At 72.4% G+C, this 22,396-nt stretch carries 17 protein-coding genes and 1 riboswitch; of the genes, 12 read left to right on the top strand and 5 right to left on the bottom strand.

What is annotated here, in order from left to right:
• Positions 1–179: 179 nt before the first annotated feature.
• Both ABTW95_RS29835 and ABTW95_RS29840 read left to right on the top strand, forming a co-directional pair.
• The gene (locus ABTW95_RS29835; RefSeq protein WP_500228006.1) at positions 180–1,073 is read left to right on the top strand and encodes a DUF4062 domain-containing protein; all 894 of its coding nucleotides are present in this window, start codon (positions 180–182) and stop codon (positions 1,071–1,073) included.
• Between the two features lie 794 nt (positions 1,074–1,867).
• Complete coding sequence (locus ABTW95_RS29840; protein ID WP_500228007.1) at positions 1,868–3,733, top strand: DUF262 domain-containing protein; 1,866 nt, start codon at positions 1,868–1,870, stop codon at positions 3,731–3,733.
• Between the two features lie 577 nt (positions 3,734–4,310).
• On the opposite strand, the gene ABTW95_RS29845 is transcribed toward ABTW95_RS29840, so the two are convergent.
• Positions 4,311–5,729 carry a tyrosine-type recombinase/integrase gene (locus ABTW95_RS29845; protein WP_500228008.1) on the bottom strand — a complete coding sequence of 473 codons (1,419 nt, stop codon included), beginning with the start codon at positions 5,727–5,729 and terminating at the stop codon, positions 4,311–4,313.
• A 600-nt stretch (positions 5,730–6,329) separates the two neighbouring features.
• Here ABTW95_RS29845 and ABTW95_RS29850 point away from each other — a divergent pair.
• From ABTW95_RS29850 to ABTW95_RS29875, 6 genes are read left to right on the top strand one after another with little or no spacing between them, the layout of a single operon-like run.
• Complete coding sequence (locus tag ABTW95_RS29850; protein WP_141966195.1) at positions 6,330–6,518, top strand: CbtB domain-containing protein; 189 nt, start codon at positions 6,330–6,332, stop codon at positions 6,516–6,518.
• A gap of 10 nt (positions 6,519–6,528) precedes the next feature.
• Entirely contained in the window at positions 6,529–7,281 is a 753-nt protein-coding gene (locus ABTW95_RS29855; RefSeq protein WP_500228009.1) for a CbtA family protein, read from the top strand.
• Positions 7,230–7,832 carry a histidine phosphatase family protein gene (locus tag ABTW95_RS29860; RefSeq protein WP_500228010.1) on the top strand — a complete coding sequence of 201 codons (603 nt, stop codon included), beginning with the start codon at positions 7,230–7,232 and terminating at the stop codon, positions 7,830–7,832. The genes ABTW95_RS29855 and ABTW95_RS29860 overlap by 52 nt, the downstream gene beginning before the upstream one ends.
• 32 nt (positions 7,833–7,864) lie before the next feature.
• Positions 7,865–9,871, top strand: coding sequence for a VWA domain-containing protein (locus tag ABTW95_RS29865; RefSeq protein WP_500228044.1), 2,007 nt, complete (start codon positions 7,865–7,867; stop codon positions 9,869–9,871).
• A gap of 1 nt (position 9,872) precedes the next feature.
• Positions 9,873–10,475 carry a cob(I)yrinic acid a,c-diamide adenosyltransferase gene (gene cobO, locus ABTW95_RS29870; RefSeq protein WP_500228011.1) on the top strand — a complete coding sequence of 201 codons (603 nt, stop codon included), beginning with the start codon at positions 9,873–9,875 and terminating at the stop codon, positions 10,473–10,475.
• Positions 10,472–11,818, top strand: coding sequence for a cobyrinic acid a,c-diamide synthase CobB (locus tag ABTW95_RS29875; RefSeq protein WP_500228012.1), 1,347 nt, complete (start codon positions 10,472–10,474; stop codon positions 11,816–11,818). The genes cobO and ABTW95_RS29875 overlap by 4 nt, the downstream gene beginning before the upstream one ends.
• Here ABTW95_RS29875 and cobN read toward each other — a convergent pair.
• Positions 11,773–15,393: a cobaltochelatase subunit CobN gene (cobN, locus tag ABTW95_RS29880; protein ID WP_500228013.1), complete on the bottom strand. Its 3,621-nt coding sequence runs from the start codon at positions 15,391–15,393 to the stop codon at positions 11,773–11,775. The genes ABTW95_RS29875 and cobN overlap by 46 nt on opposite strands.
• A gap of 54 nt (positions 15,394–15,447) precedes the next feature.
• Positions 15,448–15,582: riboswitch (cobalamin riboswitch) on the bottom strand.
• A gap of 72 nt (positions 15,583–15,654) precedes the next feature.
• On the opposite strand from cobN, the gene ABTW95_RS29885 reads away from it, so the two are divergent.
• The 3 genes from ABTW95_RS29885 to ABTW95_RS29895 are packed head-to-tail and all read left to right on the top strand — an operon-like array spanning position 15,655 to position 18,910.
• On the top strand, positions 15,655–16,782 hold the full coding sequence (locus tag ABTW95_RS29885; RefSeq protein WP_500228014.1) for a ferredoxin-like domain-containing protein: 1,128 nt from the start codon (positions 15,655–15,657) through the stop codon (positions 16,780–16,782).
• The gene (locus ABTW95_RS29890) at positions 16,779–17,399 is read left to right on the top strand and encodes a precorrin-8X methylmutase (protein WP_500228015.1); all 621 of its coding nucleotides are present in this window, start codon (positions 16,779–16,781) and stop codon (positions 17,397–17,399) included. The genes ABTW95_RS29885 and ABTW95_RS29890 overlap by 4 nt, the downstream gene beginning before the upstream one ends.
• Positions 17,399–18,910, top strand: a complete 1,512-nt coding sequence (locus ABTW95_RS29895) for a precorrin-2 C(20)-methyltransferase (RefSeq protein ID WP_500228016.1) — start codon at positions 17,399–17,401, stop codon at positions 18,908–18,910. The genes ABTW95_RS29890 and ABTW95_RS29895 overlap by 1 nt, the downstream gene beginning before the upstream one ends.
• Here ABTW95_RS29895 and ABTW95_RS29900 read toward each other — a convergent pair.
• From ABTW95_RS29900 to cbiE, 3 genes are read right to left on the bottom strand one after another with little or no spacing between them, the layout of a single operon-like run.
• Positions 18,901–19,632, bottom strand: coding sequence for a cobalt-precorrin-6A reductase (locus tag ABTW95_RS29900; RefSeq protein WP_500228017.1), 732 nt, complete (start codon positions 19,630–19,632; stop codon positions 18,901–18,903). The two genes, ABTW95_RS29895 and ABTW95_RS29900, sit on opposite strands and share 10 nt — an antisense overlap.
• The gene (gene cobM, locus ABTW95_RS29905) at positions 19,617–20,372 is read right to left on the bottom strand and encodes a precorrin-4 C(11)-methyltransferase (protein ID WP_500228018.1); all 756 of its coding nucleotides are present in this window, start codon (positions 20,370–20,372) and stop codon (positions 19,617–19,619) included. The genes ABTW95_RS29900 and cobM overlap by 16 nt, the downstream gene beginning before the upstream one ends.
• Complete coding sequence (gene cbiE / locus ABTW95_RS29910; RefSeq protein WP_500228019.1) at positions 20,369–21,586, bottom strand: precorrin-6y C5,15-methyltransferase (decarboxylating) subunit CbiE; 1,218 nt, start codon at positions 21,584–21,586, stop codon at positions 20,369–20,371. The genes cobM and cbiE overlap by 4 nt, the downstream gene beginning before the upstream one ends.
• Positions 21,587–21,647: 61 nt before the next feature.
• Between cbiE and cobF the strand changes: the two genes are divergently transcribed.
• Positions 21,648–22,394 carry a precorrin-6A synthase (deacetylating) gene (gene cobF / locus ABTW95_RS29915; RefSeq protein ID WP_500228020.1) on the top strand — a complete coding sequence of 249 codons (747 nt, stop codon included), beginning with the start codon at positions 21,648–21,650 and terminating at the stop codon, positions 22,392–22,394.
• Positions 22,395–22,396: the final 2 nt, after the last annotated feature.

The following is a 22,396-nucleotide window of genomic DNA, read 5'->3' on the forward strand; positions in this document are numbered from 1 at the left end:
CGCCGAGGCCCTGAAGATCAGCGCCGCGCAGGTGCGCGACCTGCTGGGCGAGGCCGACGAGCGCCCGGTGCTGCGTCTCGTCGACAGCGACTGACGACCTCGCTCCCTACAGCACAGCGACCAACCGGCACCGCCCTGGCCACGGCGCTCACCATCGACAACCAGAAGGATCCTGACTCATGGCCTATCCCACCCTGGCGCTCCACTTGCTCATCTCGGCACCCGGGGACGTACCCATCGAAGACATGGCGATCAGCCGAAAGACGATCAGCCAGTGGAACCTCAACCTTGGCCGCCATGTTGGCCTCACCGTGCTTCCCGTGTCCTGGACCGAGCACGCCGTCGCTGAGTTCGGCGAACGGCCGCAGGCCATCCTCAACCAGCAGATCGTCGAAGAGGCCGATCTTGCCGTGGCGCTCTTCTACGACCGCCTGGGAACGCCGACCGGCGAGGCCGAGTCGGGCACGGCCGAGGAGATCAAGGTCCTCGTCGATGCCGGGAAGTCGGTGGCCGTCCTCGTGAACTCGACCCCGCGTTCGCCCTTGAACGGCGCGGCGCTGGGCGAGCGGCAGCGGCTCAACTCCTACTTGGAGGAACTGCGCAAGTCCGCCCTCGTTTTCGATTACGCGAACGAGGGGGCCCTCGTCGGCCACATCAACAACTTCCTCAGCCGAGCAACAGCGCAGTTCCAGCAGTCCGTTGAGGCGTCGAAGGACGAGGAGCCAGAGGGACCGGACACCTCCGAGGGAGTGTGGCCGCGTGCGGAGGTGCGCGAGAGCGTGAAGACCGACAGCATGGGGCGCGTGAAGACCCAGCGGCACTGGTCTTTGGTGCTCCACAACACCTCTCACGGGCCGGCCTCCAACGTCGACTTTGCGTTCGAGAACCTCCCCGACGACGCACTTTTCCGTGTGCACCGGGAGGCCGGATCGCTCGGCACCATCCCACCCGGTCAGGAGGTACGGTTGCCCCTGCTACTCGCCTGGGGATCGCCGAACGCCGTTGACTGCGTGGTGACCTGGACCGACGCTACAGGCAATGCTCGGCAGACGAGGGCCACCGTCCGCACGTGACCCTATGGGGTGCGGATACTCGGTTCGCCTGCTGAGCTTCGCTGGTCCGTCAAGCGCTCCGGCTCGCACCCTTCGCGCCCCAGGCGCTCGTGCCCCTCCCGTTTGCGCTTATCTCGTTGAGGCTCCCAGCGTTCGTGCGACTTCCGAACGGTCGCTTGGCCGCCCGAATCATCCTGTTGCGGTGCGGAGGGGTTGTATGAGACAGGAGGCCAGAGGGCAACCCGATGTCGATGATCACGGCCAACTGGCATCTTCCTCGGCCTATCTCTTTCATCTTGCCCCTTCCGGTCATCCGTATCTCCGATCGTCGCCTTCTGGAGCCCAAATGTAATACCGCCGGCTCACACGGGTTGCAGGGATGGGTGATCCTTGAACTCGTTGGGTTGGCTCGGACAGGACGACAGGCAGCGCAAGAGCACCGCTGCACCACACCGTGATCGAGACTGGTTCCGGGGTGCTGGGGATGATCGACTTGGCCGTGCGACAGGGCAGGTCTGGGCGAGCCTCCGGCACTACATGATCGCCAGGCAGGCGAGAGCCCGCGCGAGAAGGATTTCGGCGTCTCGAAGGTGGCTCACACATGCTCACCTCGGAGGCATGTGAGCGATTTGTCGAGTGGCGTGTCGACGAGTTGGCGATGCGCGAGCTGCGCTTCATCCGGCATGACGACGGCAGCCGAATCAAGCGACCACGGCGCCTCGGAGATCGACACCGAGTGAACCGATTTTCTGCATTCGTCGCCTGCAAGTGTCTGTGTCTACCGGTACCGTCCCTCAGGAGAGGAGGAGACGCACATGGTCGATGCGACGAATAGGATCGACGGAAGGCCCCGCAGCGTTCGCGGACTACTCGAAGGCAACAAGTACAGGCTGGACTACTACCAACGCGAGTACGCGTGGGGACGTAAGCAGATCGCCGAGCTCATCGAGGACCTCGAAGCCAAGTTCCGAGGCAGCTACGATGAGTCCCACGAGCGCTCAGAGGTCGAAGACTACCCCCAGTACTTCCTCGGCTCGGTCATCATCAGCCACAGAGAGAAGAAGCGCTACATCGTCGACGGCCAGCAGCGACTCACGTCGCTGACCCTCCTCCTCGTCCATCTGTACCACCTGGCCAAGGACGTGGACGGGGTGACGCCGGTCACCAACCTGATCTTTTCCGAGAGGTTCGGCAAGCGCTCCTTCAATCTCGAGGTCGACGTCGTGGATCGCGAGCAGGCAATGGAAGCCCTGTTCAAGGGGGTCGCCTTCGAGACCCATAGCGACTCGCCGTCGGTCCGGACGCTGCTCGCCCGTTACGAGGACATCAAAGAACTCTTCCCCGATACCCTCACCGGCCATGCCTTGCCGTACTTCGTTGACTGGCTGCTCGACAACGTCTCGCTGATCGAGATCACCGCCTACAACGACGACGACGCCTACACGATCTTCGAGACCATGAACGACCGGGGCCTGTCCCTCACCCCGACCGACATGCTCAAGGGTTTCCTGCTAGCCCACATCAACGGCGACGACGCGAAGGCGAAGGCAGACGCGACCTGGAAGAAGACCGTCGAGCGGCTCGTCCAGCAGGGCGGCAAGGACACCGCCGCCGACTTCATCAAGGCTTGGCTGCGGGCCAAGTACGCCACCAGCATCCGTGAGCGCAAGAAGGACGCCGTCCCGCGCGACTGGGACCGGATCGGCACTGAGTTCCACAACTGGCTCCGCAACAACCGCGAGGCCGCGGGCTTGACGTCGTCGGCTCCCGCCGCCGAGTTCACCCAGCCATACGCCGAGTTCATCCACAGCCACTTCGCCGCCTACAGCAGACATTACCTGAGCATCCTAGACGCGACATTGAAGCCGGTCCCAGGCCGGGAGGCGATCTTTTACAACGCACACAACGACTTCACACTGCAGTTTCCGCTGATCCTGGCGCCGATCGAGATCATCGACAGCGCCACCGAAGTCGACATGAAGATGCGCCTGGTAGCGGACTTCCTCGACATCTACTGCGCTCGCCGCATAGTCAACTATCGCCAGATCGGCTATTCGGCGATGTCGTACACGATGTTCAACCTGCTCCGCGAGATCCGTGGACTGAGCGTCGAGCAGCTCGCCACGGTCCTCAAGAGGCGCCTGCAAGACCAGCCCGAGTCCTTCGCCGGGATCAGCGACTACCGGTTGCACCAGATGAACCGTCCGCAGGTTCGCTACATCCTCGCCCGGCTCACCGCACACATCGAGGCCGAATGCGGAGTCGAGTCCGACTTCGTCACCTACGTCTCCAGTAAAATCAAGAAGCCGTTCGAGATAGAACACATCTGGGCTGACGACTACCAAAGGTTCAAGGACGTGTTCGCCTCACCTCAGGACTTCTCGTTCACTCGCAACCGGCTCGGCGGCCTCATCCTGCTCCCCCGCGGATTCAATCAGTCCCTGGGAGCGAACGACTTCAAGGCCAAGGTCAACCACTACTACGGTCAGAACCTGCTCGCGAAGACGCTGTCGCCGCAGTGCTACCAGAACAATCCCAGCTTCATCGCGTACGCCACTAGCAGTGGTCTGCCGTTCAAACCGTACGAGAACGAGTTCACCAAGGACGCTCTAGACGAGCGACAGGATCTCTACCGCCGCATCGCCGAACAGGTCTGGAGTCCGAGTAGGCTCGACGTATAGAAGATCGACGTCATCGCCCAGGTAGCGGGCCAGGCGCAGCCGTCCGGTCTCCGTTAGCGAGGGTTCTGTGGGGCATGAAGGCCTCTTGGGCGCCTACGCTTACCGAAAGCTTCGTCCTTACAGGTCGGCGGCGAGGAGCCCCCAGCGACGAGAAGTCATCGGGTCCCCGTGCCCATGTCGGCTCGTTGTCGGCTCGGCGGTTCCGAAACGAATCGATACGCGGCGACATCGAGCAACATGGAAATGGGGCTGGATGCGGACAGGCCAGCATAGAATGACACTGAAAGGACCGCTTTTAATCCGTAGGTTGTGGGTTCGAGTCCCACGCGACCCACCACCCCTCACCAGGGCAAACACGGCTCTGACAGCCAGCCGGTGATCATGCCTGGGGCCAAGGTGAGGCCACCCTGGGGCCCGTCATACACGCAGGCCAAGCCCAACACCCCCGCGTCCACCCCCATCCTGACGTAGGCAAGGCCGAATTCCCGCGCCGAACTGCTCGCAGCCGCCGCGCCGCCGGTATGCGGTTAGTCCCTTCGCAGGTCGACGGGCAAGGACAGGGAGCGGATGCTCTCGATTACGCCGCAGAAGCCGTGTTATCGGCGCGAACCCGAACAGCAGGCCGAGCCCGGGTGCGGGACCCCGCCGGTTCGGGGTGCGGAGCAGCCGACCGGCGGCGCACCAGGCCCGCCCGGGTACGGCTCGCCGCTAGGCGCCGACGCCGGGCCAGGGCACGGCCGCGACGTCGGGTGGTGCCGGGCACCATGCCCGCGGCGCGCAGCAGGTGCGTTGCGGTCTGCTCGGCTGCACGGTGCGCGACTTCGGGTAGGACGGAGGTGTAGGTATCGGCGGTCAGCACGATGCTGGAATGCCCCAGCATCTCCTGCACCACCTTCAACTCCACCCCGGCCGCCAGCGCCAGCGTCGCGGCGCCGTGCCGCAGATCGTGCAACCGGATCGGCGGCACATCGTGCTCGGCGATCAGTTTCTGGAACACGTGGGTGAGCCGGCCCGGGGCAACCGGGTCACCGTTGAGGTTGGTGAAGACATACCCGCTGTCGCGGTACCCCTCGCCGTAGGCGGCCGCTTCGGCCTGCTGCTTTGACCGATGGGCGCGCAGCGCCGCGATCGTGGTGCGGTCCAGCGCGATCACCCGGGTACTGTGCGCGGTCTTGGGCGGGCATACCATCAGCCGCCCGTCCCGTCGCTGCAACTGCCGGCAGATCACCGCGGTGCCCTCGTCCAAGTCGACATCGCACCACCGCAGCCCGGCCGCCTCACCGCGCCGCAGCCCACGCAACGCGATCAGATGGTAGGCCGCATACAGACGGTGCGCGGCGATCGCGTCCAGGAACTGGGCCGTCTGAGCAGCGGTCCATACAGCCACGGCGGGCCGCTCCCCGGTCTTGCGCCAGTGCTGGACACGGGCGGCGGTCCACACCACCGCACGCGGCCGCCGCGTCGGAGGCAACGCCACCAGCGACGCCGGGTTCTCCTCCACCAGCCCCTGGCGGAGCGCCGCGTTCAACGCCGCCCGCAGCGTCGCGCGGATCCGATCCAGCGTCGCGGCCGACAGCCGCCGGCCCGCGCCCTGATGCTCGCGGGTGATGACCGCGAACATCTCCTCCACGTGCAGGACCGACATTTCCGCCAGCAGCAGGTGACCCAACAGCGGGTTCAGATACCGCCGCACGTGATCGGCGTACCCGGTCACCGTGGACGGCGCACCCGGATGGTTCTCCAGCCACCGCTCCAGCCACGAGGCGACCGTCAGCGGACTCCCAGCCGGGCCACGCAGCCGTACCAACGCCTCCAGCGCGGCCTTGCGGGTCGGGAACCCGCCCCGGCGGACCCGTCGACGGCGACCGTCCGTTCCGGTGTCCAGTTCGAGGCGCAGGTACCAACTGCCATGGCTGCGCTCGGCCGCCAGTCGCGGACACCTACTACCCAGGGTGCGGCCGGTGTCTGGCTCCTCGCAGCCACATCGCCGGTACACACCACCGGCACTCCTCGCTCTTCTCATAAGGGCAGGGTGGGTCTGCGGTGGATGCATCGACCATCACGGACGGCGACAGACTGGCCTACCGAGCACGACAGCACAGCCTCGGGCCAGGACGACACAAGCTCCTCCTGGCTTGCCTCCCATCCCTACGATCGCCCGGCCCCCACGTCGCAACAGTTCCCGGAATGTCTGGAGATGTCACGAACCAGAAGCAGCACACCGCGCGCTCCGCACGAAGATCCGTGACAGCGCCAAGGGTCCGCAGTTCCATCACGTTGGGGTTCCGTCGCCGGCCTGGGAGAGGTACTCGAGGACATGGACCCTGCCAGCATGGGCGCGAATCTCACGGCGGCGATCGCGCCGTGCAGATTCTGACCGTCGGCAAGGCCGATGCCGGACTGCCGCGCCCGGCGGGTTGACAAGCATCCTGCCAGGTCGTACGTTTCGCCTGATTCACGGTTGCCCGAGGGAAATCCGGTGAGATGCCGGTGCGGACGCGCCACTGTATCCGGGACGACGAGCCCGGGAGCCAGGTCGCTCGGGCGGCCGCGACCTCATAGTCCGGGACGCGCAAGATTTCCCTTCGGAGGTACCGTGAGCACGCTGTCGGCTCCAGGCAACATCCCCCTTCCACGCCTCGTTCCATGGCTGCTCGCGGTTCCCGTGCTGCTGCTGATCGGCTACCTCGTCCTGATGGACAACGGTGCCGTGTCGCAGACGGGCGGCTACCTCCACGAGCTGATGCACGACGGGCGGCACCTGCTCGGCGTGCCGTGCCACTGAGGCCGCCCCCATGATCCGAACCCTGCTGGTCAGGGGCCTTCTTCTCGGCCTGCTGGCCGGGCTCGTCGCGGGCGCATTCGCGTTCGCCGTGGGCGAGCCCCGCATCGATGACGCGATCGCGCTGGAGGAGGCCGCCGCGGCGGCCGAGCCCGCACACGACCACGGAGACGCCGCCGGCGGCGGCGGGCACGACCACGGCGCGGAGGTGAGCCGTGGGACGCAGAAGTTCGGGCTCTTCCTCGCCACCGGTCTGTACGGGCTCGCCGTCGGCGGGGTGTTCGCGCTCGTCTTCGCGGCGCTGCGCGGGCGGGTCGGCCCGCGGTCGGACGGAGGCCTCGCCCTCGCCGCCGCCGGGACGGCCTTCGCCGCGGTCATCGTCGTCCCGTTCCTGAAGTACCCCGCCAATCCCCCGGCGGTTGGCGACCCCGAGACGATCACCAGCCGGACCCTGCTGTATCTGGCGATGGTCGTCATCGGGCTGCTCGCCGTGGCCATCGCGGTGACCACTGCGAGGCACGTCACCGGCGGGCCGTGGGCGCGCTGGGCGGCGATGGTGCTCGCCTTCCTCGTGCCGGTGATTGTGGCGTGGCTGGCGCTGCCCGGGGTGAACGAGGTGCCGGACGGGTTCCCCGCAGCCCTGCTGTGGGAGTTCCGGGTCGCGTCGCTCGGTACCCAGCTGGTGTTCTGGGCGGCGTTCGGAGCCCTGTTCGGATGGGCGTGCGACCGGGCGCGGCGTCCTGCGCGCGCCGCGGCGCCGGCCTGATCGGAGTGCTGTTCGTCCGGCACGCGACGTCGGCCGGGATGCGGGAGGCCCGCTTCCCGGCCGGCGGCGCGGCCGACGCGGGCGGCCTGGCCAGGGCGCGGCGCCTGGCGGGGACGCTGCCCGGCGCCGAGGCGTGGTCGTCGCCGGCGCGGGCGGCGCTGGAGACTTGTGAGGCGCTCGGACTCGCCGCCCGGCCCGTCGCGGCGCTGGCCGAGGCGGACCACGGCCGCTGGGCCGGTCTCCCGTATGCGCGGGTGGCGGTGCGGGAGCCGGACGCGCTGGCCCGCTGGTTGTCGGACCCGCACGCCGTGCCGCACGGCGGCGAGAGCCGGGCCGCACTCGCGAAGCGCGTCACGGAGTGGCTCAGAACCGGTGTGTCCGGCATCGCGGTCTGCGACGTCGGCGCCATCCGGGCTGTGTTGGCCCACGTCCTCGGCCTGGACGTGCCGGCCGCGGACCGCATCGACATCGCGCCGCTGTCCACCACCGAACTGACCGCCGCCGAGAGCGGCTGGCGGGTCGCCCACGTCAACCGGAAGGCCACTGATTGAACGCCCCCTATCCCTTCAGCGCCGTCGTCGGCATGGACGATCTGAAGCTCGCGCTGCTGCTGAACGCGGTCTCCCCCCGGGTCGGGGGTGTGCTGGTGCGCGGTGAGAAGGGCACCGCGAAGTCGACGATCGTCCGCGCGCTGGCCGCGCAGCTTCCCGGCGTGGCGGTCGTGCCCGCGTGCCGGTTCGCGTGCGACCCGGCGGCGCCGGACGCATCGTGCCCGGACGGGCCGCACGATCCGGGCGGGCCGTCCGCGCGGCGCCCGGCGGCGCTGGTGGAGTTGCCGGTCGGCGCGTCCGAGGACCGGCTGGCGGGGTCGCTGGACGTCGAGCGGGCGCTCACCGAGGGCGTGAAGGCGTTCGAGCCGGGGCTGCTTGCGGCGGCGCACCGCGGTGTCCTGTACGTGGACGAGGTGAACCTGCTGCACGACCACCTGGTGGACCTGCTGCTGGACGCCGCCGCGCTCGGCACCTGCTACGTCGAGCGGGAGTCGGTGTCGGTCCGGCACGCGGCGCGGTTCCTGCTGGTCGGGACGATGAACCCGGAGGAGGGCGAACTGCGCCCGCAGCTCCTGGACCGGTTCGGGCTAACGGTCGAGGTGCGGGCGTCGCGTGACCCGAAGGAGCGGGCGGAGGTCGTGCGGCGGCGGCTGGCGTTCGAGGCGGAACCCGTTGCGTTCGCAGCGCGCTGGGCGGACGCGGAGGCCGCCCTGGCGGGCCGCATCGCCGCCGCCCGCGCGCGGTTGCCGGGAGTGCGGCTGCCCGACGAGCGGCTGGAGCAGATCGCGGCGGTGTGCGCCGGGTTCGAGGTGGACGGCCTGCGCGCCGACCTCGTCACGGCGAACGCCGCCGTGGCGCACGCGGCCTGGCGGGGGCGGGACGAGGTGACGGCCGACGACGTCCGCGCGGCCGCGCGCCTGGCACTGCCGCATCGCCGCCGCCGCGACCCGTTCGACGCGCCCGGGCTGGACGAGTCGCTGCTCGACGAACTCCTGGACAGCACCTCCCCCGACGACGGTCCCGATGACACACCACCCGGCGGTGCACCACCGGGCGGCGGGGACGGTCCTCCGCAACGTCCCGACGGCCCCGGCGACCAGGCGGACCACTCCGGCACGCCGGCCACTGACCAGCCCGCCACGCCTCAGGACGGCATGCGGAACGAGGCCGGAGAAGCGGCGGAAGCGCAACCGGAGTCCGAACCGCCGGGCGAGCCGGGCAGCGCGGACACCGGAACGGTCGCGGTGGCCGCCGCGCCGCACGCGGTGCCGCTGCTGGAGGTCCCGGGCGTCGGCGAGGGCACGGCGGGCCGCCGGTCGCGGTCGCGGACGGCGCTGGGCAAGGTGACCGGCACGCGCCGCCCGGCCGGGCGGCTCCACGACCCGCACGTGATGGCGACGCTGCTGGCCGCGGCGCCGCATCAGCGGGCGCGCGGGCGGTCCGGTCCCGGCCTGGTGCTGCGGCCGGACGACCTGCGTGAGTCGGTCCGCGAGGGACGCGAGGGCAACCTCGTCCTGTTCGTCGTGGACGCCAGCGGGTCGATGGCCGCGCGCCGCCGCATGACCACGGTCAAGACGGCCGTGCTGAGCCTGCTGCTCGACGCCTACCAGCGCCGCGACAAGATCGGCATGATCACCTTCCGGGGCCACGACGCCGACCTCGTGCTGCCGCCGACCTCGTCGGTCGAGGCGGGGGCGGCGCGGCTGCGCGCCCTGCCGACCGGGGGCCGCACGCCGCTGGCCGCCGGGCTGGTGAAGGCCGCGGAGGTGCTGCGCGTGGAGCGGCTGCGCGATCCGGCGCGCCGCCCACTGCTGGTGGTCGTCACCGACGGCCGCGCCACCGCGGCAGGCGACGTGGACCGGGCGGCGGGCCTGCTCGCGGGCACGGCGGGGATCGTCGTGGACTGCGAGGACGGCCCGGTGCGGCTCGGGCTGGCGGGGAAGCTGGCGGTGCGGCTCGGTGCGCGGCTCGTCCCGCTGGGCGACCTCGACGGGATCGTCCGGAGTCATCGCAAGCAAGAGCACAGGAAGGCGGCCTGACATGCCCCAGGGGAAGCCGGTGTCCGTCCCCGACGACGGTCTCACCACCCGGCAGCGCCGCAACCGGCCGCTGCTGATCGTCCACACCGGCCCCGGCAAGGGCAAGTCCACCGCCGCGTTCGGGATGGCGCTGCGAGCGTGGAACCAGGGCTGGCCGATCGGGGTGTTCCAGTTCGTGAAGTCGGCGAAGTGGCGGATCGGCGAGGAGCGCGCCCTGCTGGTGCTGGGCGAGAGCGGCGAGGGCGGGCCCGTCACCTGGCACAAGATGGGCGAAGGCTGGTCGTGGATCCGGCGGCCGGGCGCCGAGGACGACCACGCGGAGAACGCGCGGGAGGGCTGGGCGCAGATCAAGCGCGACCTGGCCGCCGAGACGCACCGCTTCTACGTCCTGGACGAGTTCACCTACCCGCTCAAGTGGGGCTGGCTGGACCTGGACGACGTCGTCGAGACCCTCACCGGCCGTCCCGGAGACCAGCACGTCGTCATCACCGGACGGGACGCGCCGGACGGGCTCGTCGAGGTCGCGGACCTGGTGACGGAGATGGGCAAGGTCAAGCATCCGATGGACGCGGGGCAGAAGGGCCAGCGGGGCATCGAGTGGTGACCTCCCATGCAGTGCCGCGGCTCGTCGTCGCGGCGCCGTCGTCGGGGAGCGGGAAGACGACCGTCGCGACCGGCCTGATCGCGGCGCTGCGGGCGCGCGGCCTGCGGGTGTCGCCGCACAAGGTCGGTCCCGACTACATCGATCCGGGGTACCACTCGCTCGCGGCGGGCCGGCCGGGCCGCAACCTAGACCCGTGGCTCGTGGGCGAGGACCGGATCGCGCCGCTGTTCCTGCACGGCGCCGCCGGCGCGGACGTGGCGGTGGTCGAAGGCGTAATGGGCCTGTTCGACGGGCGCGGCGCGAGCGGTTTCGCGTCCACGGCGCATGTGGCGCGGCTGCTCGGGGCCCCGGTGGTCCTGGTGGTGGACGTGGCGCGGCAGAGCCGGTCGGTCGCGGCGCTCGTGCAGGGCTTCGCGGTGTTCGAGCCGGGGGTCCGGATCGGTGGGGTCATCCTGAACCGGGTGGGGTCGGACCGGCACGAGGAGCTGTGCCGGGAGGCGCTGGAGGCGTCGGGGGTGCCGGTCCTCGGGGCGATCCGGCGGGACGGCGGGGTCGTCACGCCGTCCCGGCATCTCGGGCTGATCCCGGCGGCCGAGCGCGGAGGCGACGCCGTGCGCGCGGTGGAGCGGCTCGGCGCGCTCGTCGCCGAATCCTGCGACCTGGACGCGCTGCTGCGGCTTGCCGCCGCCGCTCCCTCGGCGTCGGGGCGGCCGTGGGACCCGGCGGAGCACGTGACCGCGGTGCCGGGCCGGCCGGTCGTCGCGGTGGCGGGCGGGCCGGCGTTCACCTTCTCCTATGCCGAGCACGTGGAGCTGCTGCGCGCGGCGGGTGCGGACGTGGCGGTGTTCGACCCGCTGCGCGACGAGGCCCTCCCGGACGGGACGGCCGCGCTCGTCATCGGCGGCGGGTTCCCCGAGGTGCACGCGCACGAGCTCGCGGCCAACGCGCCGATGCTCGCGGCGGTGGCGGCGTTCGGCGGCCCGGTCGCCGCGGAGTGCGCCGGGCTGCTGTACCTGTGCGAGGAGCTCGACGGGCGGGCGATGTGCGGGCGTATCCCCGGCCGGGCCGCGATGACGTCCCGGCTGACGCTCGGCTACCGGGAGGCGGTCGCGATGGTGGAGTCGCCGCTGACGCGGCCGGGCGAGCGGTTCCGCGGCCACGAGTTCCACCGCACCGCCTTGACCGGCGGGACCCCGGAACCGCTGTTCCGGTGGAGCGGTGCAAGCGACGGGTTCGGAGACGAGCGGATCACCGCGTCGTACCTGCATCTGCACTGGGCCGGGTATCCGGAGGCGGCTCAGCGGCTGGTGTCGTCCTCCAGGTCGCCCTCAGCCTTGAGGTAGACCTCCTGGAGCCCTTGGAGGATCTCCGGGTCGGGGTGTTCCCACATGCCGCGCTCGGCCGCCTCCAGGAGCCGTTCGGCGATGCCGTGCAGCGCCCACGGGTTCGACTCCTCCATGAACGCGCGGTTCTCCTCGTCCAGGACGTAGGCGGCGGTGAGCCTGTCGTACATCCAGTCGGCCATGACGCCGGTGGTGGCGTCGTAGCCGAACAGGTAGTCGACGGTCGCGGCCAGTTCGAACGCGCCCTTGTAGCCGTGCCGCCGCATCGCCGCGAGCCACTGCGGGTTGACGACGCGGGCGCGGAAGACGCGCGCGGTCTCCTCCGAGAGGGTGCGGGTGCGGACGGCGTCTGGGCGGGTGCTGTCGCCGACGTAGGCTTCGGGCGCCTTGCCGGTCAGCGCCCGCACGGTCGCGATCATGCCGCCGTGGTATTGGAAGTAGTCGTCGGAGTCGGCGATGTCGTGCTCGCGGGTGTCGACGTTCTTGGCGGCGACCGCGATCCGCCGGTAGGCGCTCTCCATGTCGGCGCGGGCGGGGACGCCGTCGAGGTCGCGGCCGTAGGCGTGGCCGCCCCACACCGCGTACACCTCGGCGAGGTCGGCGTCGTCGCGCCAGTTGCGGCTGTCGATGAGCGGCAGCAGCCCCGCCCCGTACGCGCCCGGCGCCGACCCGAACACGCGCAGGGTGGCGCGGCGCTCGTCGCCGTGCTCGCGTGCGTCGGCCTGGACGTGGGCGCGGACGTAGTTGGCGTCGCCGGGTTCGTCCAGGCCCGCGACGAGGCGGACGGCGTCGTCCAGCATGGCGACGACGTGCGGGAACGCGTCGCGGAAGAAGCCGCTGATGCGGACGGTCACGTCGATGCGCGGCCGTCCCAGCTCGCCGAGGGGGACGGGCTCCAGGTCGGTGATGCGGCGGGATGCCTCGTCCCAGCGGGGTCGGACGCCGAGCAGCGCGAGCACTTCTGCGATGTCGTCGCCCGCGGTGCGCATCGCGCTGGTCCCCCACACCGACAGGCCGACCGAGCGCGGCCATTCGCCGTGGTCGGTGCGGTAGCGCTCCAGCAGCGAGTCGGCCATCGCCTGCCCGGTCTCCCAGGCGAGGCGGCTGGGCACGGCGCGCGGGTCCACGGAGTAGAAGTTGCGGCCGGTCGGCAGGACGTTGATGAGCCCGCGCAGCGGCGACCCGCTCGGGCCCGCGGGGATGTAGCCGCCGTCCAGGGCGTGCAGGACGTGGTCGAGCTCGTCCGGTGTGCGCGCCAGGCGCGGGACGACCTCGGTGGCGGCGAACTCCAGGACGGGGGCCACCAAGGCGCGGCGCTCGGCCGGGACGCGCTGCGCGACTTCGGGGACGGCGTCCACGGCCCAGTCCGCGTCCTCCATGGCCTGGACGAGGGCGCGGGCGGTGGCCTCGGCGGCGTCCACGTCGGTGAGTCCGGCGGTGCCGTCCTCGGTGAGGCCGAGCGCCTCGCGCAGGCCGGGCAGCGTCTCCCGGCCCGACCACATCTGCCGGGCGCGGAGCATGGCCAGCACCAGGTCCACTCGTGTGGAGCCGGTCGGCGCCTGCCCGAGGACGTGCAGGCCGTCGCGGATCTGCGCGTCCTTCACCTCGCACAGCCAGCCGTCCACGTGCAGCAGGAAGTCGTCGAACTCGGTGTCGTGGGGGCGGTCGTCGAGGCCGAGGTCGTGGTCGAGTTTGGCGGCCTGGATCAGCGTCCAGATCTGCGCGCGGATGGCGGGGAGCTTCGCCGGGTCCATCGCGGCGATCGTGGCGTGCTCGTCGAGGAGCTGTTCGAGGCGGGCGATGTCGCCGTAGGTCTCCGCGCGGGCCATCGGCGGGACCATGTGGTCCACCAGGACTGCGTGGGCGCGGCGCTTGGCCTGCGTCCCCTCGCCGGGGTCGTTGACGAGGAACGGGTAGATCAGCGGCACGTCGCCGAGGGCGGCGTCGGTGCCGCACGACGCCGACATCCCCGCCGCCTTGCCGGGCAGCCACTCCAGGTTGCCGTGCTTGCCGACGTGCACGATCGCGTGCGCGCCGAATTCGTCGGACAGCCACCGGTAGGCGGCGAGGTAGTGGTGGCTGGGCGGCAGGTCGGGGTCGTGGTAGATGGCGATCGGGTTCTGCCCGAAGCCGCGCGGCGGCTGCACCATGACGACGACGTTGCCGGCGCGCAGGGCGGCGAGGACGAGGTCGCCGTCCTGGACGAACAGCTCGCCGGGCGCCGGGCCCCAGTGGCGCTCCATCTCCGCGCGCAGGTCGTCGGGGAGGGTGCGGTACCAGCGCTCGTAGGACGCGGCGGAGATGCGGACGGGGTTGCCCGCGAGTTGCTCTTCGGTGAGCCAGTCTTCGTCCTGGCCGCCCGCCGCGATGAGCGCGTGGATGAGCGCGTCGCCGTCCTGCTCGGCGACGCCGGGGAAGCCTTCGCCCAGGTCGTAGCCCGCTTCGGCGAGCCGGGCCAGCAGCCGGACGGTGCTCGCCGGGGTGTCCAGGCCGACGGCGTTGCCGACCCGGGAGTGCTTGGTCGGGTACGCCGACAGCATCACCACGAGGCGGCGGGCGGGCGGCGGGGTGTGCCGCAGGCGGCCGTGCCGTACGGCGATCCCGGCGACCCGCGCGGCGCGCTCGGGGTCGGCGGCGTAGAAGGTGAGGCCGTCCTCGTCGGTCTCCTTGAACGAGAACGGGACGGTGATGATGCGGCCGTCGAACTCGGGGATCGCGACCTGCGACGCGGCGTCCAGCGGGGACAGCCCGTCGTCGCTGTCCGCCCAGGCGTCCCGGCCGGTGGTGAGGCAGAGGCCCTGGAGGATCGGGACGTCCAGGTCGGCGAGGGCGCCGACGTCCCACGCTTCATCGTCGCCGCCCGCGCCGGCCGTCGCGGGCCGCGCCCCGCCCGCCGCGAGGACCGTCACCACCAGCGCGTCGGCCTGGCGGAGCGTGCCGAGCAGTTCGGGCTCCGCTGTGCGCAGCGACGAGCAGAAGACCGGGAGCGGGCGTCCGCCCGCGTCCTCGATCGCGGCGCACAGCGCGTCGACGAACGCGGTGTTCCCGGCCATGTGGTGGGCGCGGTAGTACAGGACGCCGACGACCGGCCCTTCCGTGGCGCGGGATTCGCGCTCCAGCAGGCCCCAGGTCGGGGTGGGGCGCGGCGGCTCGAAGCCGCGGCCGGTCAGCAGCACCGTGTCCGACAGGAAGGCGTGCAGTTCGGCCAGGTTGGCGGGGCCGCCGTGCGCGAGGTAGGCGTGCGCGTCGGCGCACACGCCGCCGCTCACCCCGCCGCGGAGGCTCGACAGCTCCATCAGCTCGGCGTCGGGGGCCTGCTCGCCGCCGAGGACGACCACTGGGCGGGGGCCGGCGAGCAGCGCGTCGAGGCCGTCCTCCCAGGCGCGGCGCCCGCCGAGCAGCCGGACGACGACGAGGTGGGTGCCGTCCACCAGCGCCGGGAGGTCGTCGACGGCCAGCCGCGCGGGGTTGCCGAGGCGGTAATTGGCGCCGGAGGCGCGCGCGCTCAGCAGGTCTGTATCGGACGTGGACAGCAGCAGGACCGTGCGGCCCTGCCCGGACGTGTCGGTGGACACGGCGGATCCTCCCCCTGGGGTCCTCGCCCCGGTCGCGGGTGTCGCGACGGCAGGAGTGTCCTGGCTCCCGGATCAGTGCTCGCCCCGGCCTTCCCATCCGCCCCTCGGAGAGGGGCGGACAGTGGCCTTGAGCGGGGTTCGCTCCCCGGTCACAGTGGCGGGACCGCGCCGGATTCGCACCGGCTTCCTCCCATTGCCATCGTCTACGCACGAGACTACGGCAGCGCGGGGCCGCCTGGAAACTGTGGTTTCATCCTCCTCGTGTCGAATGTCAAGCGGGCGGGACGGCCACGTGCCGACGCCTGCCCCGGAGCGCTGCAGACCCATGACGCGGCCGACGGCCCGCTGGCGCGGGTCCGTACGCCGGGCGGCGCGGTGTCATCCGCGCAGCTCGCCGTGCTCGGCGCAGCCGCCCGCGAGCTGGGCGGCGACGTGATCGAGCTGACCTCCCGCGGCAACCTCCAGCTGCGCGGGGTGCGCGACCCGGCGCGGCTCGCGGACCGGCTGGCGGGCGCCGGGCTGCTGCCCTCGCCGTCGCACGAGCGGGTGCGCAACATCGTCGCGTCCCCGCTCGGCGGGCGCGGGCCCCGCGGCGTCCTGGCGACGGACACGCTGGTCACGGCGCTCGACCGGGCGCTCTGCGGCGTCCCGCGGCTGGCGGGGCTGCCGGGCCGGTTCCTGTTCGGGTTCGACGACGGCAGCGGCGACATCGCGGCCCTGGACGCCGACGTCGCGTTCGGGCCCGCCGCTCTCCGGCTGGCCGGGACGCCGCTCGACCTGGACCTCGGCGGGGATCCGGTCGCGGCGATGCTCGCGGCCGCGGGGGCGTTCCTCGACGTCCGGAAGGACGCCTGGCGACTGGCGGAGGTGCCGGACGGGGTGCGGCTGGTCGCCGCGAAACTGGGTGGGACACCCCTGGACGACCCGAAAGTTTCGGTGCCGGGACCCGCGTACGCGGGTTTCATCGAGCAGCGGGACGGGAGGGTCGCGCTGGAGATCGTCCCGCCGCTGGGGCGGCTGTCCGGGGCCCAGGTCGGAGCGCTCGGCGAGACGGCGGGCGACCCCGGCGAGGTGCGGATCACGCCGCGGCGGAGCGTCGTCCTGCGCGATCTGGACCCGGGCGAGGCGAGGGTGAGCGCCGCGAAACTCGCGGAGGCCGGCTTCGCGGTCGACGCCGCCTCGCCCTGGGTCGGCGTCACGGCCTGCACCGGGAGCCCCGGCTGCGCGAAGTCGCGCGGCGACGTCCAGGGCGACGCACGGCGCTGGGTCGTCGGCCTGGAGCGCGCCCCAGAGACTCCCGTCCACTGGGCGGGATGCGAGCGACGCTGCGGGATGCCCCGCGGCCCAGTCGTCCTGAAGATGGCGGGACCGAGGGAGGAACAGCGGTGATCGACTACGTCCGGGACGGCGCCGAGATCTACCGGCGGTCCTTCGCGACCATCCGCGCGGAGGCCGACTTGTCGGGTCTGCCGGACGACGTGGCGCGGGCCGCGGTCCGGATGATCCACGCCTGCGGCATGACCGACCTCGTGGACGACCTGGCGTGGTCGCCGAAGGTCGCGGAACGGGCACGGGCGGCGCTGCTGGACGGCGCACCGATCCTGTGCGACGCGCGGATGGTCGCGTCCGGGATCACGATGGCGCGGCTGCCGGCCGGCAACGAGGTCGTGTGCACGCTGGGCAACCCCGGCGTCCCGGACCTGGCGGAGCGGCTCGGCACTACGCGCAGCGCGGCGGCGCTGGAGCTGTGGCGCGACCGGCTGGACGGCGCGGTGGTGGCGATCGGCAACGCGCCGACCGCACTGTTCCGCCTGCTCGAACTGGTGGCGGAGGGCGCGGGACGCCCCGCGGCCGTCATCGGGATCCCGGTCGGCTTCATCGGCGCGGCCGAGTCCAAGGACGCGCTCGCCGCCAGTGGCCTGGAACACCTGACCGTGCGCGGGCGGCGCGGCGGCAGCGCGATGACGGCGGCGGCGGTCAACGCCGTCGCCAGTGAGGCGGAGTGATGACCAGACCCGGCACCGGACCCGCAACCGGACGGCTGTACGGCGTGGGCGTCGGGCCCGGCGACCCCGAACTGGTCACGGTGAAGGCGGCGCGGCTGATCGGCGCGGCGGACGTGGTCGCCTACCACTCCGCCCGCCACGGCCGCAGCATCGCCCGCTCGATCGCGGCGCCCCATCTGCGCGAAGGGCAGATCGAGGAGCCGCTGCTGTACCCGGTGACCACCGAGGCGACCGACCACCCCGGCGGCTACCGGGGCGCGCTCGACGAGTTCTACGCCGACTGCGCCGGCCGGCTCGCCGAGCATCTCGACGCGGGACGCACCGTCGTCGTGCTCAGCGAGGGCGACCCGTTCTTCTACGGCTCCTACATGCACCTGCACAAGCGGCTCGCGCCGCACTACCCGGCCGAGGTGGTGCCCGGCGTCACGTCGCTGAGCGCGGCCTCGGCGGCGGCGGGACGCCCGCTCGTGGAAGGGGAGGAGACGCTCACCGTGCTGCCCGGCACGCTGCCCGGCGACGAACTGGCCGAGCGGCTGCGCGACGCGGACGCGGCAGCGGTCCTCAAGCTGGGGCGGACGTTCACCAAGGTCAGGCGGGCGTTCGAGGACGCGGGCCGGCTCGCGGACGCCAGCTACGTGGAGCGCGCCTCCACCGACCGGCAGCGGGTCGCGCCGCTCGCCGGCGTCGACCCGGCGGACGTCCCGTACATGTCCCTCGCCCTGCTGACCAGCCCGGCGGACCGGTCCTTCACGGCGCCCGCCCCGGCCCGCCCCCGGGACGCGGGCGGCGTCAGCGTCGTCGGGCTCGGCCCGGCCGGCCGCCCATGGCTTACCCCCGAGGCGCAGGACGTCCTCGCGTCGGCCACCGACCTCGTCGGCTACGGCCCCTACCTCGACCGCGTCCCGGCGAACGCGCGGCAGCGGCGGCACGCGTCGGGCAACCGGGTGGAGGCGGACCGGGCCCGGCACGCGCTGCTGCTCGCGCGGGACGGCGCCCGCGTCGCCGTCGTCTCCTCCGGGGACCCGGGCGTGTTCGCCATGGCCGCGGCGGTGCTGGAGGTCGCGGCCGAGGACGAGTTCGCGGACGTACCTGTGCGGATCGTCCCCGGGCTGACCGCCGCGCAGGCCGTGGCGAGCCGGGTCGGTGCGCCGCTCGGCCACGACTTCTGCGTCCTGTCGCTGTCTGACCTGCTCAAGCCGTGGGACGTGATCGCGCGGCGGCTCACCGCCGCGGCCGAGGCCGATCTGGTGGTGGCCCTCTACAACCCGTCGTCGAGCCGCCGCAGGCACCAGCTTCCGGCGGCGCGCGACCTGCTGCTGGAACACCGCTCACCGGAGACACCGGTGGTGATCGGGCGCGATGTCGGCGGCGAGGCCGAGAGCGTCACCGTGACCACGCTCGGCAAGCTGGACCCCGAGCAGGTCGACATGCGGTGCCTGGTGATCGTCGGGTCGTCCACGACCCGCGTGACCGGCCGGGGCGCGGTCTACACGCCGCGCCGCTACCCCTGAACCCAGGCCGCGGCCTCCGCGGCGTCGTGCACCGCCGGGACGCCGTCCGGCGGGCGGGGACGGTCGACCATGATCACCGGAATCCGGGCGTCGCGGGCGGCGGTGAGCTTCGCCCGGGTCATCGCGCCGCCGCTGTCCTTGGTGACGAGCACGCCGAGCCGGTGGTCGCGGATCAGCGTCCGCTCCCCGTCCACCGTGTAGGGGCCGCGCGCCAGCAGCACCCGCACGTTCGGCGGGACGGGCGGGTCCGGCGGGTCGACCGACCGCGCGAGGAACCACGCGTCCGCCCTGCCGGCGAAAACCGGGATGCTGCGCCGCCCGGTGGTCAGGAACACCCGGGCGCCCGCCGGTATCCGGGCGGCGGCGTCGGCCAGGGACGGGACGCGAAGCCAGTCGTCGCCGTCCCCCTCCTCCCAGCCGGGGCGCAGCAGCGCGATCAGCGGGACGCCAGCCGCCCGCGACGCCCGCGAGGCCGAGGCGCTCATCCGCTCCGCGAACGGGTGCGTTGCGTCCACCAGGCGGTCGATCCGGTGCTCGCGCAGCCACGCGGCCAGCCCCTCCGGGCCGCCGAACCCGCCGACGTGCACCTCCCCCGCGGGCAGCCGCGGATCGCTGACCCGCCCGGCCAGCGACGACACGACGTACAAGCCGGGTTCGCCGGCGAGCCGCGCCGCGAGCGCCCGCGCCTCCGCGGTCCCGCCGAGGATCAGGACGCGGCGCATCCCCGGTCCCGCTCGGCGGAGTACAGGTGGCTGCCGGGGAACGCCGACGCCGTCAGCACCCGCCCGACGACGATCACCGCCGTGCGCTTGACCCCGGCCTCGGCCACCAGGCCGGCGATGTCGGCGAGCGTGCCGCGCAGGATCACCTCGTCGGGACGGCTCGCACGGGCGACGACCGCGACCGGGCAGTCCGCGCCGTAGTTCGGCAGCAGCTCCGCCACCACCTGCTCGATGCGCTGGACGGCCAGGTGCAGCACCATCGTGGCGCCGCTTGCGCCGAGCGTGGCGAGGTCCTCGCCGTCCGGCATCGCCGTGGCGCGCGCCGCCGTGCGGGTGAGGATCACCGTCTGCCCGACCCCGGGGACCGTCAGTTCCCGCTTCAGCGACGCCGCCGCCGCGGCGAACGCCGGCACTCCCGGGACAACCTCGTAGGGGACGCCCTCCGCGTCCAGCCGGCGCATCTGCTCGGCGACCGCGCTGAGCAGCGACGGGTCGCCCGAGTGCAGGCGCGCCACGTCGTGGCCCTCGCGGTGGGCGGCGGTCAGCTCGGCGATGATCTCGTCCAGGGTCAAGTTCGCGGTGTCGACGAGCCGCGCGCCGGGCGGGCACGCCTCCAGCAGCTCGCGCGGCACCAGCGACCCCGCGTACAGGCACACCGGGACCGACTCCAGCGTCCGCAGCCCGCGCACGGTGATCAGGTCTGCGGCACCCGGGCCGGCTCCGATGAAGTAGACGGTCATGTGTCGTCCTTCCATGTCGTCCAGAGGGTGACGGGCATCGCCGGCCGCCAGCCGGTGAACCCGCCGAGCGGCGCGGCGCGCTCGACGCCGACGCGGACCAGCTCGCCGCCATGAGCGCGGCGGGCCTCCGCGACCCGGACCTCTGATTCCAGCGTGACGGCGTTGGCGACGAGCCGCCCGCCCGGCTTCAGCGCGTCCAGGCAGCGTTCCAGCAGACCGGGGACGGTGAGCCCGCCACCGACGAAGACGGCGTCGGGGGCCGGGAGGCCGTCCAGCGCGCCCGGCGCCCGGCCCTCCACGACTTGCACGCCGGGCACGCCGAGCGACCGCGCGTTGCGGCCGATCCGCGCCGCCCGCTCCGGGTCCCGCTCGATCGCGACGGCCTCGCACGACGGGTGCGCCCGCGCCCACTCGATCGCGACGCTGCCCGCCCCGGCGCCGACGTCCCACAGCAGCTCGCCGGGCAGCGGCCCGAGCCGCGACATGGTGATCGCGCGGATCTCGCTCTTGGTGAGCTGCCCGTCGTGCTCGAAGGCGTCGTCGGGCAGCCCCGCCGTGCGGGGCAGCGGGGCCGCGTCCGGGCCAGGCTCGCACTCCACGGCGACGATGTTCAGGGCGGAACCGGCCGGCTCGTCCCACTCCCCCGCCGTACCGGGCCGCGCGGTCTCGGTCTCCGCTCCCAGGTCGCACAGGACGGTCATCCGGCTGGGGGCGAAGCCCCGCCCGGCGAGCAGCCCCGCGACGACGAGCGGGGCGTCGCGTCCCGCCCCGAGGACCAGCAGGCGGCGGCCGGGCGCGAACAGCGCGTTCAGCGTCTCCGCCGGGCGGCCGACGAGGCTGCAGACGTCCACCCGCTCCAGCGGCCACCCGAGCCGCGCGCACGCCAGCGACACCGACGACGGATGCGGCAGCACCCGCAGCCGGTGCGCGCCCAGCATCCCCGCGAGCGTGGAGCCGATTCCGAAGAACATCGGATCACCGCTGGCCAGGACGGCGACCGCGCGGCCCTCGTACCGTTCGATCAGCCCGGGAAGCTCCGCGAGAAGGGGGGACGGCCAGGCGACCCGCTCGGCTTCGCCCACCGGCACGAGGTCGAGTTGCCGGCGCCCGCCGAGCAGCACGTCCGCCGCCCGCAGCGCCGCACGGGAGTCCTCCGGAAGCCCGTCCCACCCATCGGCGCCGATCCCCACGACGGTGATGACACGCGCGTCCACTGGCCTCCTCGGATGAATGCGGCGCCAAGCCTATATCAGGCGTTCTGGCACACTTGTCCCGGTGAAGCGGCTTTTGATCATCGGGATCGGGGCGGGCGATCCCGACCATCTGACCTTCCAGGCGGCCAAGGCCATCGCGGCCGCCGACGTCTTCCTCATCGTCGACAAGGGCGAGGCCAAGCACGACCTGGCCCGGCTGCGCCACGACCTCATCGAAGCGCACGGACGTCCCCCCTACCGGGTCGTCGAGGTCCGCGACCCGGAACGCGACCGCACCGCCCCGGCGTACACGGCCGCCGTCGAGGACTGGCGCTCCCACCGCGCACGGATCTACGAATCCTTCATCACCGACGAACTCGCCGACGGGCAGACCGGGGCGCTTCTGGTTTGGGGCGACCCAGGGGTCTACGACAGCACCCTCGCCGCCTTGGAAGAGGTCGAGGCGGAGTTCGCTCACGAGGTGGTCCCCGGTATCAGCAGCATCTCCGCGCTCACCGCCCGCCACCGCGTCGCCCTCACCCGGGTGGGGCGTCCCGTCCACATCACCACGGGCCGCCGCCTGGCCGCCGAAGGCACCACCGCCGACGACGTCCTGGTCATGCTGGACGCGGCCTGCTCCTTCACCGAGACCGCCGCCGGCTTCCACATCTACTGGGGCGCCTACCTCGGCACCCCCGACGAGATCCTAATCTCCGGCCCGGTCGACGAGGTCGCCGACCGGATCCGCGGCGCCCGCGCCGAGGCCCGCGCCCGCAAAGGCTGGATCATGGACACCTACCTCCTCCGCCGCGAATCCCCCGGCTCCTGACC

Source organism: Spirillospora sp. NPDC127506, assembly GCF_040302145.1.
In the GTDB taxonomy this organism is placed as follows: Bacteria; Actinomycetota; Actinomycetes; order Streptosporangiales; family Streptosporangiaceae; genus Spirillospora.